Origin of the sequence: Aeromicrobium duanguangcaii, assembly GCF_024508295.1 — a bacterium.
Classification (GTDB): domain Bacteria; phylum Actinomycetota; class Actinomycetes; order Propionibacteriales; family Nocardioidaceae; genus Aeromicrobium; species Aeromicrobium duanguangcaii.
The window spans coordinates 1,303,953-1,320,538 of record NZ_CP101990.1 but is presented as its reverse complement, the minus strand read 5'-3'; the positions used below and the strand labels follow the sequence as shown (position 1 = coordinate 1,320,538).

16 protein-coding genes are annotated in these 16,586 nt (G+C 62.4%); 6 read left to right on the top strand and 10 right to left on the bottom strand.

Annotation, left to right across the window (positions count from 1 at the left end):
• Positions 1-745 precede the first annotated feature (745 nt).
• Entirely contained in the window at positions 746-1,366 is a 621-nt protein-coding gene (locus NP095_RS06655; protein WP_232416759.1) for a GIY-YIG nuclease family protein, read from the top strand.
• A gap of 227 nt (positions 1,367-1,593) precedes the next feature.
• On the opposite strand, the gene NP095_RS06650 is transcribed toward NP095_RS06655, so the two are convergent.
• Entirely contained in the window at positions 1,594-2,808 is a 1,215-nt protein-coding gene (locus tag NP095_RS06650) for a hypothetical protein (RefSeq protein WP_256766127.1), read from the bottom strand.
• Positions 2,809-3,134: 326 nt separating this feature from the next.
• Here NP095_RS06650 and NP095_RS06645 point away from each other — a divergent pair, with 326 nt between their 5' ends.
• The 3 genes from NP095_RS06645 (at position 3,135) to NP095_RS15305 (ending at position 6,049) form a co-directional block, all read left to right on the top strand.
• Positions 3,135-4,328 (top strand): TRAFAC clade GTPase domain-containing protein, encoded by a 1,194-nt coding sequence (locus tag NP095_RS06645; protein WP_232416761.1) that lies wholly within the window; start codon positions 3,135-3,137, stop codon positions 4,326-4,328.
• Between the two features lie 997 nt (positions 4,329-5,325).
• Entirely contained in the window at positions 5,326-5,691 is a 366-nt protein-coding gene (locus tag NP095_RS06640; protein ID WP_232416762.1) for a YidH family protein, read from the top strand.
• A 13-nt stretch (positions 5,692-5,704) separates the two neighbouring features.
• A complete protein-coding gene (locus NP095_RS15305; protein WP_369413442.1) occupies positions 5,705-6,049 on the top strand; it encodes a DUF202 domain-containing protein in 345 nt (114 codons plus the stop codon).
• A 191-nt stretch (positions 6,050-6,240) separates the two neighbouring features.
• Here NP095_RS15305 and NP095_RS06635 read toward each other — a convergent pair whose 3' ends face one another.
• From NP095_RS06635 to NP095_RS06595, 9 genes are read right to left on the bottom strand one after another with little or no spacing between them, the layout of a single operon-like run.
• Positions 6,241-6,699, bottom strand: coding sequence for a hotdog family protein (locus tag NP095_RS06635; protein ID WP_232416763.1), 459 nt, complete (start codon positions 6,697-6,699; stop codon positions 6,241-6,243).
• Positions 6,699-7,424: an enoyl-CoA hydratase-related protein gene (locus NP095_RS06630; RefSeq protein ID WP_232416764.1), complete on the bottom strand. Its 726-nt coding sequence runs from the start codon at positions 7,422-7,424 to the stop codon at positions 6,699-6,701. Before NP095_RS06630 ends, NP095_RS06635 begins: the two co-directional genes overlap by 1 nt.
• Positions 7,421-8,164: an SDR family NAD(P)-dependent oxidoreductase gene (locus NP095_RS06625; protein WP_232416765.1), complete on the bottom strand. Its 744-nt coding sequence runs from the start codon at positions 8,162-8,164 to the stop codon at positions 7,421-7,423. The genes NP095_RS06630 and NP095_RS06625 overlap by 4 nt, the downstream gene beginning before the upstream one ends.
• Positions 8,161-9,414: a CaiB/BaiF CoA transferase family protein gene (locus NP095_RS06620; protein ID WP_232416766.1), complete on the bottom strand. Its 1,254-nt coding sequence runs from the start codon at positions 9,412-9,414 to the stop codon at positions 8,161-8,163. Before NP095_RS06620 ends, NP095_RS06625 begins: the two co-directional genes overlap by 4 nt.
• Positions 9,411-10,403, bottom strand: coding sequence for an NADPH:quinone oxidoreductase family protein (locus NP095_RS06615; protein ID WP_232416767.1), 993 nt, complete (start codon positions 10,401-10,403; stop codon positions 9,411-9,413). The genes NP095_RS06620 and NP095_RS06615 overlap by 4 nt, the downstream gene beginning before the upstream one ends.
• Positions 10,404-10,461: 58 nt before the next feature.
• Positions 10,462-11,979, bottom strand: coding sequence for a tripartite tricarboxylate transporter permease (locus tag NP095_RS06610; protein ID WP_232416768.1), 1,518 nt, complete (start codon positions 11,977-11,979; stop codon positions 10,462-10,464).
• Entirely contained in the window at positions 11,979-12,491 is a 513-nt protein-coding gene (locus tag NP095_RS06605) for a tripartite tricarboxylate transporter TctB family protein (RefSeq protein WP_232416769.1), read from the bottom strand. Before NP095_RS06605 ends, NP095_RS06610 begins: the two co-directional genes overlap by 1 nt.
• A gap of 10 nt (positions 12,492-12,501) precedes the next feature.
• Positions 12,502-13,518, bottom strand: coding sequence for a tripartite tricarboxylate transporter substrate binding protein (locus NP095_RS06600; RefSeq protein WP_232416770.1), 1,017 nt, complete (start codon positions 13,516-13,518; stop codon positions 12,502-12,504).
• Positions 13,519-13,569: 51 nt separating this feature from the next.
• A complete protein-coding gene (locus NP095_RS06595) occupies positions 13,570-14,655 on the bottom strand; it encodes an NAD(P)H-dependent flavin oxidoreductase (RefSeq protein ID WP_232416771.1) in 1,086 nt (361 codons plus the stop codon).
• Between the two features lie 115 nt (positions 14,656-14,770).
• Here NP095_RS06595 and NP095_RS06590 point away from each other — a divergent pair, with 115 nt between their 5' ends.
• Both NP095_RS06590 and NP095_RS06585 read left to right on the top strand, forming a co-directional pair.
• Positions 14,771-15,661 (top strand): LysR family transcriptional regulator, encoded by an 891-nt coding sequence (locus tag NP095_RS06590; protein ID WP_232416772.1) that lies wholly within the window; start codon positions 14,771-14,773, stop codon positions 15,659-15,661.
• On the top strand, positions 15,658-16,569 hold the full coding sequence (locus NP095_RS06585; RefSeq protein ID WP_232416773.1) for a LysR family transcriptional regulator: 912 nt from the start codon (positions 15,658-15,660) through the stop codon (positions 16,567-16,569). The genes NP095_RS06590 and NP095_RS06585 overlap by 4 nt, the downstream gene beginning before the upstream one ends.
• The last annotated feature ends 17 nt before the right edge of the window (positions 16,570-16,586 follow it).

The window sequence follows — 16,586 nt, the reverse complement described above, 5'->3', positions numbered from 1 at the left end:
AAAACGCTTTCGGCGGATACGCAAAGTCCAGAGTAAATCTGGCACCTTCCGCATGCGTCCCACCAACGGCAAGTAGGCCCTCGGCCGGGTCCCGAGGTCCCCTTGGGCACAACGACCAGATCGGGCCCGACAACGGACGACGTGAAGCCGTTGTCTCGTCCGCCAAATGCCGCGCTTTCCACGCGGATCCTATGCGGGTATCGATGCGACTATCCGCGACGTACCACCAAGAACCAGGGCGTTGCCGTATGCCACTTTGTTGTCACGATGGGCGATCGCGTCGGCGCTGACCTGCACTAACATGGGTCAGGAAGCGCTCGGATGCGTTACGAAAAGACCCGCTGCTCGTCCATGTCCCATAGAACTGCCGCGGGCAGCCCCGCGCCCCGGCTCTCGATGGGACGTGCCGGTGTTGTCGGCGCACTGCTATTCACGATGTCCTCCCGAGCATCCTGGTACGACTGCCCATGTAACCATCTTTCTGCCAGAGGGCCGAAGACGACTAACGTGCTGGGCGTGACCTCCTCGACTTCGCTTACGGGTGACCTCACCTTCGGCCATGTGCTTGCCAACGCGGGCCTCGAGCCAAAAGACATCCTGGTCATCCGCCACACATATACAACGGACGGGCTCCGCAGCGAAGCAGACCTCACGCCCGAGTAACTCCTCGCCTACACACGAGCGCAGGGGGGCGGGACCGAACCACAAGCTCGGCAAGGTGCCACGGCCCCTGTGGTTGTGCTTCATGGCAGACGGCAAGCGGTGGTCGCGCTACTTGGTGGCCTACGAGAACCACGGCGAAGTCCTGAATGAACGCACCCGCGATCTGCGCTTCTTCGACCTCCGACCCTCCGCGGCACTCAGTTCGCTGAGCCGGAGGCTGGTTGTCGAGTGGTCGAAGGACGCGGTGAACTGGGCCAAAACTGGGGAAAGCGCTGCCGCGTTCCCCATCGTCGAGATCGCCGACCCCCAGGCGGTCGCCTTCCCGGGCTTCGACAACGTGCTCCTCACCTACAGCGAGTTGCAGACCATGACCGAGGACTCTCGCTACGCGGCTTGGCACACAGCGCTCGGCTCCGTGCAGGGTATCTACCTCATCACTGACGCCCTCGACGGGAAGCTCTACGTAGGCAAGGCCGACGGCAGCGAGCGGATCCTCGGACGGTGGAGCCAATACGCCAAAGACGCCCACGGGGGCAACGTCGCACTCAAGGAACTGGCGGTGGATCCCGACCACCGCCAGCACCTTCAGTTCAGCATCCTGCGTGTCTTCGATCCCAGCGTGCCGACCGCCGACAGCGATGCCGCAGAGGCGCACTTCAAGCGAGCGATGCTCACCCGGGAGTTTGGCCTCAATCGCAACTGAGGACCTGCCTCCATCAACGGATCTACATGGACTGCTGAACGCCACAGTTTGAGACGCGGCGCCTGCCCGCCGTTGGACACGAAAGGAGGCCGTGGGCGTCAACCAGCCGTCGGAAACGTCTAGCTCGTCCATGTACCGCCGCTCTTCGTCGAAGCCGACCCCACCGGCGGGTCCAGAGTCCTGGCTCCTTACTTCCGCGGCACGCGGATTGACGCCGCCCTCGAAGGTCAGAAGCCCAGCAGTTTGCCGATCGATGAGAAGAAGGCGTCGAACGCCTTGGCGATCGGATTGCTGGGCCCGTCAACACTGGACTTCTGCCAGAAGATTGGGTGGGGTCCGATGAACTCGTCGTCGACAAGTGGCGTCCGCCCCCAAAGGTATGGCCAGAACACCTCGGTCCGATTGACGCCGACGGTGAGGCGAGAGTCGAAGCCCATCACCAGGTGCTGCTCCATCCGCGTCGACCTGTCCCCGGGGCTGGTCGGTACGACATCGCCACTGCCCTGAACGATCAGACTGCCAGTGCCGGCGAACATGATGTAGCGCACCTGCCACGTCGCAAAGGCTTGGATTCCCCACCGCCAACGCGTCGACAGCTCCGGAGCGCCAATGACCCCGACGACATGCCTGGGACGCATGACCAGACCCGGGTGGTCCCTGAAGTCGATACGCATCAGGTACGCGTTCGGGTCATCAGGCGTTGACAGCGTCGCTTCGGTGCCGTCCTCGTCGCCCGTGATCCGGCTCAGTCCATAGAGTCCGGCCGCAAAGCTGACGAATGGCGACGTCCAGTCGTAGAGAAGTCGGCTGCGTACATTGCCCCGCACTGGACGCACGTGCTCCGATCGTGCGGACAGCACCTCACCCGGCGGCAAAGAGATCGGCAGGGTGCGTTCCGCCGGGCGGGCGCGAAGGCTGGCATTGTCACGCTCTGATCCAGCCGCAAGATGAATCGGCTTGTGCGCCCGAGTGACCACTGGCATCAGCAGGAAGTAGCCGACGGTGCGCAGCACAGGGGGAAGGAAGATGACAAGCAGCGCGATCCCGCACAGCCACCTCCAGGAATTGGCCCATCGGTCCACGACCCAGCCCACGCCGGATTTCTGGGCTGACTTCAGCTTCTCCTTTTCGGCCTTCGCCCTCGCAATCTTCTGTTTAACCCTGTCCTGCTCCTCTTCGACCGCATCGAGCGCCCGCTGGGCGTCCTTGCAGACGTTCCCCGGCGCCGGCTTCGCGATGACCTTCGCCCGGAAGCCGCACAGGTGGTCTCGACGCTTGATCTCGGTCTTGCTCAGGTCCACGAGCGTCGCATTGAGACTTTCCTGTTCCTCGATCACCGCTTCCAGTCGCTCCCGCTCGGCCACCGCGTCGCGGAAAGATGGGAGCACGGTTTCGACGAGTAGATAGGCGACAAACAAGGACAGCAGCACCGCGACGAACACGCCTAGCTTCCCCAGAAGAAAGCCGAGAGCGGCAGAGGCTAGACGCACTTACGCGATGCTAGTGCCGCACTTGCGACGTGTTCGCGATTCGGCCAATCGGCATGTGCGGCTCGCGCCACGCTTCGGCGGGACTCACTGGAATTCGGCCTAGCCACGTGCACATCACCCCAGCAGCATCTCCGGCACCACAGATCGGAGGCTAGCTCTCGTGCAGCAAACCCTTGATCGATGCCGATGCGACACGTCGGACCCCGCGGAACTAGCGAGAGCCGCGGCTCCAGATGAGTTTAGGTCCAAACGTCGGAGGGCTGTTGTACGTTCGCGCAATGGCTAACTACCCCAGGGTCCGCGAGCAGCACATCGCAGTCTTCGGCGAATCCGGATCGGGCAAGACCGTGTTGGTTTCCTCGTTCTACGGACCGACACAGGAGGGGACCTACAAGAACGACCTCTGGGACCTCGTGGCACGGCAGACCGGTCAGGGACACCGCCTTTATCAGAACTACTTGGGGATGAGGGACCAGTGCACTGCGCCAATGCCGACAAGGTTCGCCAACACAACTTATGAGTTTTCCGTCAAGTTGAGGCCCGGCGATTCGGAGGCCGAGAAGAAGCGCCCCTTCGATGAGTTGCGACTTGCGTGGCACGACTACCCCGGCGAGTGGTTCGAAGACGATCCAAGCAGCGACGACGAGCGGGCACGACGCACTGAAACCTTCATCACCCTTCTCAAATCAGACATCGCCTTGCTCCTTGTCGACGGCCAGAAGTTGCTTGACTACCGCGGCGAAGAAGAGCGCTACCTCAAGGCACTTCTCGGCAACTTCCGTCAGAATCTTGTTCGATTCAAGGACGACCTACTTGCCGACGAGGGACCGCTCGTCGAGTTCCCGCGGGTCTGGATCCTTGCCCTGTCCAAAGCGGACCTGCTCCCGGACTGGGACGTCGACACCTTCAAGGACCTCGTCATCCTCAAGGCAGCGGACGACCTCGAGCGTTTACGCTCGACAGTCGCCGAACTCATCGACACCCCTGAGGCCCTCGCCATCGGCGAGGACTTCATGCGGCTCTCCTCGGCGAAGTTCGAACTCAAGCCAGATACCGCAGAGCCCGTGGAGATTGATCTGACCAAGCGCGTGGGCCTAGATCTCATCCTTCCCATCGCCTCACTCCTGCCATTGGAGCGTCGCGTTCTTTGGGAAGAGAAGATGACGATCCCACGCAAGGTCGTGGACTCGCTGGCGGACGGTGCCGACGTGATCGCGGCAGCGCTCACTGGCGCGAAGTTCTCCGGGATCGAGAAGCTCCTTAAGAAGGTCGCCAAGTCCGACAAACGGGCCGAGTTCCTTGTCAACGCGCTGCCGGTATTGGCCGCCGCAGTCAGGGCGGCAGGACCCAAACTCAAGAAGATGAACGAGGATGCACGAACCCAGCAGAACCACCTTCGCGCGATGCTCACTCAGTTCAAACTCGACCTTGAGCAGGGCCTCTCGGACAAGGTGATCAGGACCCAGAAGTGAGTTCGCGTGATGCGCTAAGCCGCCAGCTCATCTGGGCCACGCGCGGACGAGTTTGGGGCTTTCGATTCCTCCTCGACGCAGGGATCACCGACCCACTCGCCGAGTACGAGCGCGCCTTCGGTGATCTCCAGGACGAGCCGTCCGTTTGGCGAGGTAGCCGAGACCGAGTGGCCTTACGGTTCTCTGATCCCTCAGGCCGACGGGACTCGGCCGGACGCGTCATCCCTCATGAGTTCGTCCTCTTCGACGACCTTGCAAAATCCGTCGACTCCTTCGATGCAGGCATCCGTGTGATTTGGCCTCTCGTCGCCGAGATCTACTCTCTGAGCTGGGATGCCGAGCATCCCCCGGATCCGATTGATCTTTCGGCAGCACATGAGGCGACCGCGGCCAGACGTGACGACGAGACTGCCGCCCGAGGAACGGAATGAACCTGCCTCCATTTCTGCGACGATCCTCGCCGCGCTACCGGTGGCGTTGCGATGCCCCGTACTGCCGCGAACTCCTAAGCGCTCACGACAAGGAGGCGTTCAAGTTCGCCGTGATGAAACATCGCAAGGTGCACAACACCGCAGACTGGCCAGCGCCATTCGAACGCGTTTGGGACGATTCGTTCTACGGCGAGTCCGACAGCGCTTAACTTTTGCATGCTCTACGAACCCTGACTCGTGCCTAACGTCAGCAGCGAAGGCCGACCGGAATTGCGAAATGGCGATGCGTTCATCGTTCGACGATCAGCGTCTGTTGACTCGCGCCACGTCTTCGCGGACCACCATCGGATACGACTTAAGGACGACGCACACCTTCAAGCAGCACCTCTCGGCACAACAGATCAGGGGTCACCTATTCGCGCAGCAGAGCCAACTGAGCAATCGTTCTGATCGGCTAGTTCAGCACTAGCGGAGGCAGCTCCTGGTGACCAATCCACGGAACCAGGGCTGTAGCATTGCTGCATGCACGAGGCACATCTGTTGCGCCGCCCACAGGCAAGTTCGTCGTGACTAGACCGGACGACTCGAAGAGGTGGCCCCGATGGGTCTACGGGCAAGGCGAGGAGCCCGACTACAGGTTCACTTTCGCCAATGAACGAACCTACCTAGCTTGGATCCGTACTTCGCTCGCGCTGCTTGCCGCGGGCGTGGCGCTCGATGTCGTTGAACTTTCCGTCAAGCCCTCGGTGCAACATGCACTCACCCTCGTGTTCGTTGGTCTGAGTCTTTTCTCAGCGGTTGCGGCATGGCTGCGATGGGCCAAGTCGGAACGCGCCATGCGGAGGGCCGAACCGCTTCCGTCGCATGGCTTCAGCGCACTGGTCACACTCGTCTTGGTAGTCACGGCACTTCTCCTCGCCGTCAGTCTCTAGACCGCCCGCCGCCGTGACGGACGAAGAGTTGGGCCAAGCGGTTGGTGACTTCGGCGTCTCCAATGAACGGACCGCCTTGGCATGGCAGCGGACAGGGCTCTCGCTCGTGGCAGGTTCTGCGATTATTCTGAGACTAACTTGGAGCGATCTCGGGGTCTTGGCGCTGGTGGCCCTAGCAATCGCAATGGTTCTCGGCACCTGGATCTTCGTTGAAAGTCGAGGCCGCTACGCCCACGATGCAGGTGCCCGCCGTCGCGCGAGGTCACGCGGCGGCCGCGCCCCCTTTGCTCTAGCACTCTCGACGGCTCTCCTAGCAACGACCGAGCTCACAATGCTGTTGGTGCGCTGGACCGGGTGAGGACCACCGCTGGTTCCCCGCAACTCTCTAGATAGCACGTCTAGGACAGGTCGCCGGATCGCAATGCGGACGTCTCGTGCTTCTGTCTACGCAGACTCCTTGGTCTGGACGTCCCAATTCTTCTGGCTCCGGCAGTCGTGGTGGCCCCCAAGCGAGGAACAGGCGCTGTGGAATCGGCGGCTCTGCAGTGGTTAGCCGGATTCGCCCGACATTCTATTCTGCGCGACGAACATCATCACGACCTCGGCGGAGCCGACATCCTCGAGATGACCGTCGCACTCGATGTCGAGACGGACAGCGACGCGGTATCCGGCGGTTGCCTGCTCCGCGCTAGCCAACTGGGCACGGGCGCGAATGCGGGATCCTACTCGCACTCGTGAGTGGAACTTGACCAGGTTTACCCCGTAGTTAATTCGTACTGCCACGTTCGCGACGTCATACAATCCCTTCAGCAAAGGCGAGACCGCGGCGATGACCAAGTACTCCGGTACGAAGCCGGGCTCGTGGCCGTCCGGGCGGAGAGATTTGGCAGATCCCGTGGCCATGTGAAATGCCGCGATGCGGTCTTCGCTGAGTGTCAGCCACGACGTGTGGCCGAGTTCTTCCCCCACCGCTTCGGCGAAGGCCGTCACTCCCGTGAACTGACGCATCAATTACCTTGCCTTCGGCGTCGTCGCTCCAAGAACCCAGTGACGAGTGGCTCCTGACGGGCAAACAAGTCAGCCTCGGGCCAATCGCGCGATAGCGCGACGAGTTCCTTGGTGAACGTGACCGCCTCACTGGGTAGCGAGGCGATCTCGCGAGCCAGTTCTTGTGCCGTCTCGAGAGACTCGTCCGGCTCGGTCACGCGATTCACCAAGCCCAATTCTTGGAGCCGCGATGCCGAGCAGGGCCGGCCAGTCAGTAGGATCTCCATAGCGGCCGCACGCGGGATCCGTGACGGCAGTCGGCTGGCGCCGCCGCCGGCTGCAACCAGCCCGTGACGGACCTCAGGAAGTCCGAATTGCGCGTCAGACGCTGCCACAACGAGGTCGCACGCGAGCGTCATCTCAAATCCGAGGCCTAGTGCGAAGCCCTCCACGGCCGCGATGATGGGCTTCGTTGGGGGCATCCACGTCAACCCACCGCCCCCACGACGCGGATCTAGGGGCCGAGTACCCGTCGCCTGGAACCGTTTCAGGTCCATTCCCGAGCAGAACACACCATGACGACCGTGCAAGACAGCCACCCGCAGATCGTCTGCGGCATCGAAATGGTCGAGCTGAGTGGCGATCGACCGCGCCATCTCGTCGGTCATCGCATTGCGCGCCGCGGGACGGTCGATCGAAATCACGAGAACGCCGTCGAAGGTTTCGGCGTGTATCGAGGAACTCACAGCGGCCTGCGTGCGAGGCTGAAGACCTGTCCGGTAGGGCCACCCGCGCCCAAGCAGAGAATGCTACGAACGAACTCGGCTACTTCGACCGCCGGCTTGACGCGTTCGCTGGGCAATTCGGCGGGGACCTCGCCAAGCGTCCACCGACCGCGGGTCATGTCTGTCGCAACGGGTCCCGGCACGAGTTCGTTGACATTGATCCCGTACCGCCACATCTCTTGAGAGAGCACGCCTGCCAAGTGGCTCAATCCGGCCTTCGACGCACCGTAGGCCGAGCGGCCGAAGGCTTTGGAGTGTCCCATGCCTGACCCAACGAACAGCACCTGTCCCGAGCCCTGTTCCTTCATCTGAGGCAGAACGGCGCGAGCAGACAAGTAACTACCGACGAGATTTGTCGTGACCGTAGCGATCCACTCGGATGGATCAGACTTCATGAGCGTCGCCGAGGACTCCATGCCTGCGTTCGCGACCAGCACGTCGATTCGACCGAACGCCTCCACGGCGGCGGCGGCGAGCTGCTCGGTGTCGACCTGAGAGGTTATGTCGGCTCGCACGGCAACGGCTCGGCCGCCATGTGATTCGATTTCGTTTGCGACGGTTTGGGCTGCGGGCTCGGAACGGGCGCCAAGCACCACGTGCGCGCCCGCGGCTGCCAATGTGAGAGAAATCGCTCGACCGATCCCCCGACTCGCACCGGTGACTACGATGCATTGTCCGTTGAGTTCTGGGGTGGCTGTCACAAGACTCTGCTCCTTACATCTTCACTGGTTGGGGGAATGTCAGCGTTGGCGACGACCACCTCGTTCTCGACGAGTTCGTCGATCCGATCCTGGCTGTGTCCCAACTCCGCGAGAATCGCGACGGTGTGCTCTCCGAGATGGGGTGCCCGCGACGCGCCGCTCTGGTCATCTACCGTCGAGATCCGGTACGGCAACCTCACGTACCTGTCCGGTGTGTCGTGGCTCGGGTTTTCGATTTTGCCGATGATGCCCAGTTCTTTGACGTTGTCCGACTCGGCCATCTGCTCATACGTGCGCACGGCACCTGCGACCAGTCCGTTCTCGGCGAGCCACTCGACGCACGCGTCGGCATCCATGGATTCAAATGCGGAATCCAGCACCTCATGGAGGAAATCCCGGTTGGCGACCCGGGCATCGAGGGTGCCGAGCCGTGGGTCATTCACTAGCTCGGGCCGCCCGATCAGAGCGCAAAGTTTGGCCCAGTGCGGTGGCGTGTACGAGGACAGCACTATGTGGCCGTCACGGGTACGGATGAGATCTGCTGCAGGAGCGGCCGAGGGCTGTCCGTTGCCCGACCGAAAGGGCACGCGCCCCGTCGAGAAGTACTCGATCAGGTTGGCCGACTGGATATTGATCGCTGTTTCAATCAACGATAGGTCAATGTCGGCGCCCGGTCCGCCACGCTCCCGGTGCAACAGTGCGGCGAGGATGGCTTGAGCGGCCGCGTTTGCAGTCGCGACATCGACGACGGCGAATCCAACCCGCTGAGGTTCTCGGTCGGTCTCACCAGTGATGGACATGAGCCCACTTTCAGCCTGCGCCGCAATATCGAGTCCGGCACGTTTGGCCGCGACTCCGGAAGAGCCGAAGCCGCTGATCGAGACGTGAATCAGCCCGGGGTTCCCCGGCCGCCCCGATCCGCCCTGACGCACCTGATTAGGTCCCAGTCCCATCCGTTCCATGGCGCCAGGGCGCAAATTCTGGACAACGACATCGGCCCCGGCCATCAGGGAGGAAGCGATATCACGCCCTTGGGTTGTCGCCAAGTTGACCGCGATCGAGCGCTTGCCTCGGTTGTACGCATGGAACATGCCCTGCCCGAACGAACCGAGGTGGCGTGTGGCCTCACCTCGGACTGGCTCGACCTTGATGACGTCAGCGCCAAGATCTGCCAGCACCGAGGTTGCGCCGGGCCCAGCAATGTACTGGGTTAGGTCTAGAACGCGGATGCCTGTCAGTGGTGCACTCATGGCGCGTTCTCGAACGTCACGACTAACCGACCGCTGATCTGACGGTCCGCCAGTCGTTGGAGCCCGGCAGGGACCTGATCGAATCCAATCTGCTCGACGCGAGGGCGCAACTCACCGCGCCGGTACATCTCCGACAACGTGCCGTGGACCAGTGCGCGATACTCGGGGTCGCCGCGGAACGGCCAAGTGCGGTACCCCACGATCGAGTAGTTCTTCAGTAGGGCATGGTTCACCGGAACGACGGGCACGTCACCGCTGGCGAATCCGATAATTAGCAATCGCCCCTCGAGCGCTATGCAGCGGCGTGCCGCGTCGGTGATGGCACCGCCAACGGGGTCAAAGATGACGTCAGCCCCGGTCCCGCCGGTCAACTCCTTGATTCGCGGGACCAGCTCCTCATCCGCCAGGTCGACCACGGCGTCCGCGCCGAGACTCGCACAATAGGCAGCCTTCTCCTTTCCACGGGTCACAGCGATGACTCGCGCACCCAAGGCGTGTCCAATCTCAATCGCGGCCGTGCCAATACCGCCGCTGGCACCGAGCACAAGAAGTGTCTCCCCCTCGGACAGACGGCAGCGGCGGACCAGGCCTATGTAGGACGTTTGATAGGTCATCGCGAATGCCGCGGCCTCGATAATTGGCATGCCGTCGGGCACCGGCAGGGTCCGCTCAGCGGGGACGACCAATGTGTCTTGGAGCAGACCAGAGGCCACTTGTCCGGGCACCACGATCACTGGAGCACCAATCGGGAGCCCCGCCCGCGGGCCCGCTGCACTAACGTGCCCGGCAGCCTCAGCCCCTAACGAGAACGGAAAGGCCGGTCGGTCATGGTAAAGGCCCTTGGCGAGCAACATGTCAGGGAACCCCAACGCTGCTGCCCCAACGGTGACACGCACGTCGCGATCGCCAAGAGGCGGCTCGGGCAGCGTGCGCAGTTGGACTGCGTCACCAAGGTCGCCTTCGCTGACGACTTGCCATGCGGTGATCATCGTGTGGTTCCCGTCGGGTGATGGTGATAGGGGTTTTGACTGTCGTACCCAGGCTGAATCACTCGGCGACGACCTCTACGAGTTCGCGCCCTTGCCGGCGAGCACGAGCGCCCATTGTTGTCTGTAGGACGAGCCCGCCCACCAGAAGGATCCACAGCCCCATCGCGATCGGGCTGGTGAAGAAGTAGGTCAGATCTCCTTGGCTGATGAACAACCCCTCGCGGAGGTATCGCTCTGCGAAGGGGCCAAGGATCAGGCCAAGCGCAAGCGGGGCCAAGTGGTAGCCGTAGTTGGTCAGGACGTAACCCAGTACCCCAGCGACGAGAAGCACCATGACGTCGAGCATGCTGCTATTGAGAGCATAAGTTCCCACGATCGAGACGACTGTGATCACGGGGACGAGGAGACTGCGGGGCACCTGGAGAAGACGCACCCAGACCCCGATGAGGGGTAGGTTGAGCACGACTAGCACCACATTGCCGATGTACATCGAAGCGATGACGCCCCAGAAGATGTCGGGGCGCTGGGTCGCGAGCAACGGCCCGGGAGTGACTCCTTGCACCATCATCGCCGCGACCATCAACGCGAGCACGGGGGTGAAAGGCATCCCGAGCGCTAGGAGCGGGATCATGCCGGATGTGGCGGCAGCATTGTTGGCCGCTTCGGGAGAGGCGACACCTTCGATGGCGCCCTTGCCCAACAGATGGCGGTTCTTGGAAAAGACCTTCTCGAGTTTGTAGGAGATGAACGTCGAGATGGTCGGCCCCGGCCCGGGTAACAACCCGAAAATGAATCCGGTAATCGTGCCTCGCCCCCAAGGTGCCCATGATCGACGAAGTTCCTCGCGGCTCGGACGCAGATCGCGCATTCGGACCTTCTGTGCACGTGGTAGGCGGCCCTCATCGGCCACCAGGCGCATGACTTCGGCGATACCGAATACGCCCACAGCTACGGCGACGACATCCATTCCTGCAGCGAGTGCAGGAATGCCGAACTGGAGTCGGCTCGTGCCCGACACGGCGTCCATGCCGATGGTGCCGAGCGCCAACCCGATCACCATGGGGATGAGGCCGCTGGCCAAACTCCCTCCCATGATCCGAACTAAGAAGAGCAGACCGACGACGGCCAACGCGAGGAACTCGGGAGGACCGAACCCCATCGCGAAAGAGGCGACTGGCGGCCCGATGAAGCTCACCAAGATCACGGAAATCGTGGCTGCGATGAAGGACCCGATTGTCACAATGAACAGGGCGGCACCCGCACGGCCCTGCCGGGTGAGCTGATAACCGTCGATCGTGGTCATGATCGAACTGGTCTCGCCTGGGATGTTGAGCAGCACGGACGTGAGCGAACCGCCGTACTGCACCCCGTAGTAGATCGAGGCGATCATGATCAATCCGGCAACCGGACCCATTGTGAACGTCAGCGGCAGGAGTACAGCAGCGCCAGCCGTCGGACCGAGTCCGGGAAGAACACCGACCATGGTGCCGGCAAGGCAGCCAATCAAGGCGGCCATCAGGTTTTCCGGCGTCAGGACGACCTCGAACCCGTAAAGCAACTGTTGCAGTACGTCCATTAGAACCACGAATCCACGAAAGAGGAGGGCAAGTACACGTCGAGGACCCTCACGAACACGAATGTCGAGACCACGGCGATCCCGAGTCCAGTCAGGAGCGCCTTCCACACCTTGGTCTGGCCGGCCGACCAGCTGACCGCCATGCCGCAAACCAAGGCGCTCACGAAGTAGCCCAGCGTCGGGAGCGAGAGGACACCGAGGGTCATAGCTACCAAGAAGATCCACGGTTTGCGGCCTGAAGACATGGCCTCCCCGTCGGAACCGACGTGGCCACGCCTCAACTCCCAGAATCCGCCACCGCCAGCGAGGATTGCCAGAACACCGACCAGGAGCGGAAACAGTCCCGGCCCAGGCTGGGCGAGTTCACCACGGTCCAGTTGGAGGCTGGCCACGGTATAGAGCAACCCGGCGGCGATCATCGTCAGAGAAATCAATCGCCTCCCCCGCGTCACCGCGCCGAGAGCCGCTGGGCCCGCATCGCCGTCGTTGAGATCAACCACCGGGTTGCTCATTGCAGTCCTCCTACTGTCCCGCGTCGAACTTGTCGAGGATTTCCTCGTACTGCTTCTGAACCAAGTTCATCGCCTCACCGCTGGACTCGGGGTCGCCGAAGGCCATTGGGAACCCGATGCGGGTCATCTGATCGCCCAGGTCGCCGTCGGCCTGCACTTGCAGCGCCTCGGTGATTGAATCGGCGACTTCGTCGGAGACGCCGGCAGGAGCGAGCATCACGAGTGCTGCCTGCGGGATCAAGTCAGTGTCCACACCGATTGAACCGAGCGTCTCGGACTCCTCTGCGCCTGCCGCCGGCTCGTCACCCATCGTGCCTGCGACCACGAGGTCACCGGAGTCGACAAAACCTTTGGCGACGGGGACAGTCGTCATCGCCAGCTCAACCTGACCCGATGCGACTGCCTTGTTGATTTCGGCGCCCCCGCCGGTAATCGGCACTGGGACGATGTCGATATCGGCGGCCAGCGCGAAGGCACGAGCCGTCAGATCATTGGAGCCGCCGGTTCCGGGATGGGCAATACGGACCTTTCCGGGGTTCTTCTTCGCCTGAGCAATTACGTCGGCCAGCGTCGTGTAGTCGCTGCCAGAGGAGGCGACGAGGACGAATGTCGAGGGCGCAAGGTTCCAAGACTTAAAGTCCGCCTTGTCGTACTGCAGGTCCTTGTTCAGGATTGGCTGCAGTACGACATTCGAGTCGGTCGCCATGCCGAGGTTGTAACCGTCGGCCTTAGCTGAAGCGACTGCGCTAACACCGATCGAGCCGCCACCGCCGTCCTTGTTGACAACGACGATTGACTGACCCAGTTCGGCTTCCAAGGCCTTCGCCACCAGGCGCCCAGCTGTGTCGGTTCCGCCGCCGGGTGCATAAGGAATGGTCAGTGTGATCGACTTGGTCGGAAAGTCTGGATCGGAGGCGCCGTCGCTATCCGACGAGACGCACCCAGACAGACTCAAGCTGGCGACCGCGACCATGCAGCCCGCGAAGGGCAGCCGGGACCGCAGGCGGCGTTGGGGGGTGGTGTTCATTCAGGTTTCTCCTGTGGATGAGGGTTGTGGGCGAGTTTTAGTGCACAAGAATCAAGGGGCGATTCGTTCGAGCGAGTCGGTTGCCTCCCTCTCCAGGCGCTTCATCACCGTCTCGACGTCAGTCCGTTCATCGAAATAGGCGACGCTTTGCCCAGCTTCGGATTTCATTAGGGGCTCCACACGATGTCGGTCCACCGATCCGAGAAAGTCGCCCACAAGAATGTCTTGGTTCGGCATCTGAAGCGGCACTGGCGCGTCGACACCCTCCCACTCGTCGGTCCATGCGGTCTTGATCTGGCGCAGAGTCTTGCCGCTGTCCGCACGCGAACGAATTGTGTCGGCCGATCCCGCAGCCGCGAGCTTGTCGAAGATCACCGGGTCCATATCGTGCTCACGGGTAAATAGCCACGCCGTCCCGAGCCACACGCCGGCACCGCCCAATGCGAGCGCTGCTGCGATATGGGCGCCACGGGCGACTCCGCCAGCTACGACTACGGGAACATCGCCCGCCATTTCTACAATTTGAGGAACGAGCGCGTACGTGCCGATGTCGCCGGTGTGGGCACCCGCCTCGTAACCCTGAGCAACAAGGATGTCGGCACCAGCATCAAGGGCGTACCGGGCATGCTTGGGTGCGCCGACGAGGCTTATGACGGTTTTACCGGCGGCTTTCGCCTCCGCAACCTTCTCGGGCGGTGAACCAACACCCGCGGCGAAGATTGGTACCGACGACGCCATGATCTCCGCGAACTGACGTGCAGCCATCTCCTCGGACCGCACGAAGCGGGAACGCACACCGGGAAGACCATCGTCGAGAACACCGTACTTGCCGCGTAGGTCCGAAACGAACTCGCGGTGGGCCTGCGGGATTTGAGATTCCATGACCGCGCGATCGTCCGTCGACGGCATACCTTTCGGAAGGACAAGGTCGATACCGAAGGGTTGGTCCCCTACCGCCTCGACCAGCCATTCGAGTCCCTCGCGGATCTCCTCCGGTGTGCTACGCGTCGCTCCCCAAATACCGATGCCGCCAGCCCGACTCACCGCCGCGACGACCTCGAGAGAGTGTGAGAAACCGAAGATCGGCAAACGAGCGCCGAGGCGGCGAACCACCGACGTGTTGAGTGCTTGGTGCATTAGAACTCCTTGGACGGTGGGCGGATTCCTGTACTCTGCATCACATTTCTGCAAGACTCAATCTTCAAATGCTTGCAATGGACTTCAGTAACTCTTATGGAGAACGGAGTACTTAATGAACGACCGCCACTTGGAGTTCTTTGCTGCAGTCGTGCGGCGCGGCACGTTTTCGGGCGCGTCGACCGAGACGGGCGTTACTCAATCAGCCCTTTCGCAAGCGATCGCAGCCTTGGAGTCTGAACTCGGTGCGATGCTGTTTGAGCGCTCAACGATGGGCGTGCGTTTGACCGCCGCAGGCCGTGAGTTCGCCATTCACGCTGCTGACGCACTCGTCGCGCTCGACCGCGCTCGCGATGCAGTGACCCGAGTGAATCGCGTTGAAGGTGGCCGCCTGGACGTCGCGTGTCCGGCCTCACTCGGCATCGACCCCATGCCTCGACTGCTCGCCGCCTTCAGCAACGAATGCCCGGGCGTTTCAATCCGAGTGCACAACGTGCCTGAGCAGCCGATTGAGGCGCGCCAACTCTTCGATCTAGGCGCCGATGTGCTCGTCACGTTGGCCGAATTCATAGGACAAGACATGCACACCGAGCGTCTGGCCCCCATGGAGTTGCTCGCCGTGCTGCCTGATTCCTCGACGTCTAGCAACCCCCGACAGGCCGTGCCCCTTCAAACGGTGCTCACTCATGGCTTGGTCACGCCACCATCCGACACGGCCGCGTACCGGCTGGTGGTTTCGCGGTTAGGCCAAGATGCGCTGGAGCGATCCATCGCAGTCGAAGTGGTCCACGCAGAGGGGGTTTTGCCCCTGGTGCTTGCCGGCGCGGGAGCCACCATCCTGCCTGCAGGACACGCTCGGGTCGCGTCAGCGATGCCAGGCTTGGTGGAGTGTGATCTCGACCCGCCTGCCCTTCTGGAAGTCGCCGCAGCGATCCCGCGGGATTCTGGATCGGTAGCGGCACACCGGTTCCTGCGCGTCTGTCGCGAAGTAGCGAACGCCGCATGAAGCGCACCCCGACCCGCTCGGCGGACCGCCGACACCTCGAGGCCTTCCTCGCGGTGATCGACCGAGGCAGTTTCGCTGCCGCCGGGCGCGAGCTCGGAATCTCTCAGTCGGCGATTTCCCAGTCGCTGCGCCAGCTGGAGGCGATCGTGGGCTCGGAACTGTTCGTACGTACCGCGCGGCCGTTCAACCTCACGGCGGCCGGTCGCGCTGCCGAACCGCACGCACGACGATCCCTGCAGGATCTCGACGCGTTCATGACCGCCGCCAGCCCCGACACGGGTCTTGCAGTAGGGCGCCTGACGATATGCACCATTCCCACCCAGTCGGCTCATCCGGTGGCGGGACTCGTCGGCGCGTTCAGAGCTGCCCATCCACGAGTGCGCGTCGACATAATCCAGCCGCCCTCAAGGTCCATCGCCGATGTCCCAGCCGCGGTCCGCGGTGGACTCGCTGACGTCGGTATCACCGAGTTTCCCACCGCCCAGCACGGTTTGCGGTCGGTGGAGTTCGAATCTGAGGAGTTCGTCGCAGTGCTGCCGCCGCACGCTGACCACCGAGAGGACACGATTGATGCGGAAACGTTTGCGTCCTACGGAATCGTAATTGGTCCGTACTTTGAGACTTCCGTGGCCTATGCGTTGCTAAAGAAGCAGCATCCCAACATCGATTCCGCCATAAAGATTCGAACGGATCACCGAGAATCGTTTCAACACCTCGTCGCGGAGGGGCTCGGGGCGACACTAATGTCCCGAGAGGGGTCTGCCACGGCGCGGCGACTCGGATGCCGCACCCTGGGATTTCGGCCACCGCTGAAGCGACGCACCGGTCTCGTCTACCCAAGTGCCTATCTGACGCCTCCAGCGGCCGCATTCGTCGAAGTATGCCGCTCCGGGGACCGACGTTTGTAGTCCTTGCGAACCGATCT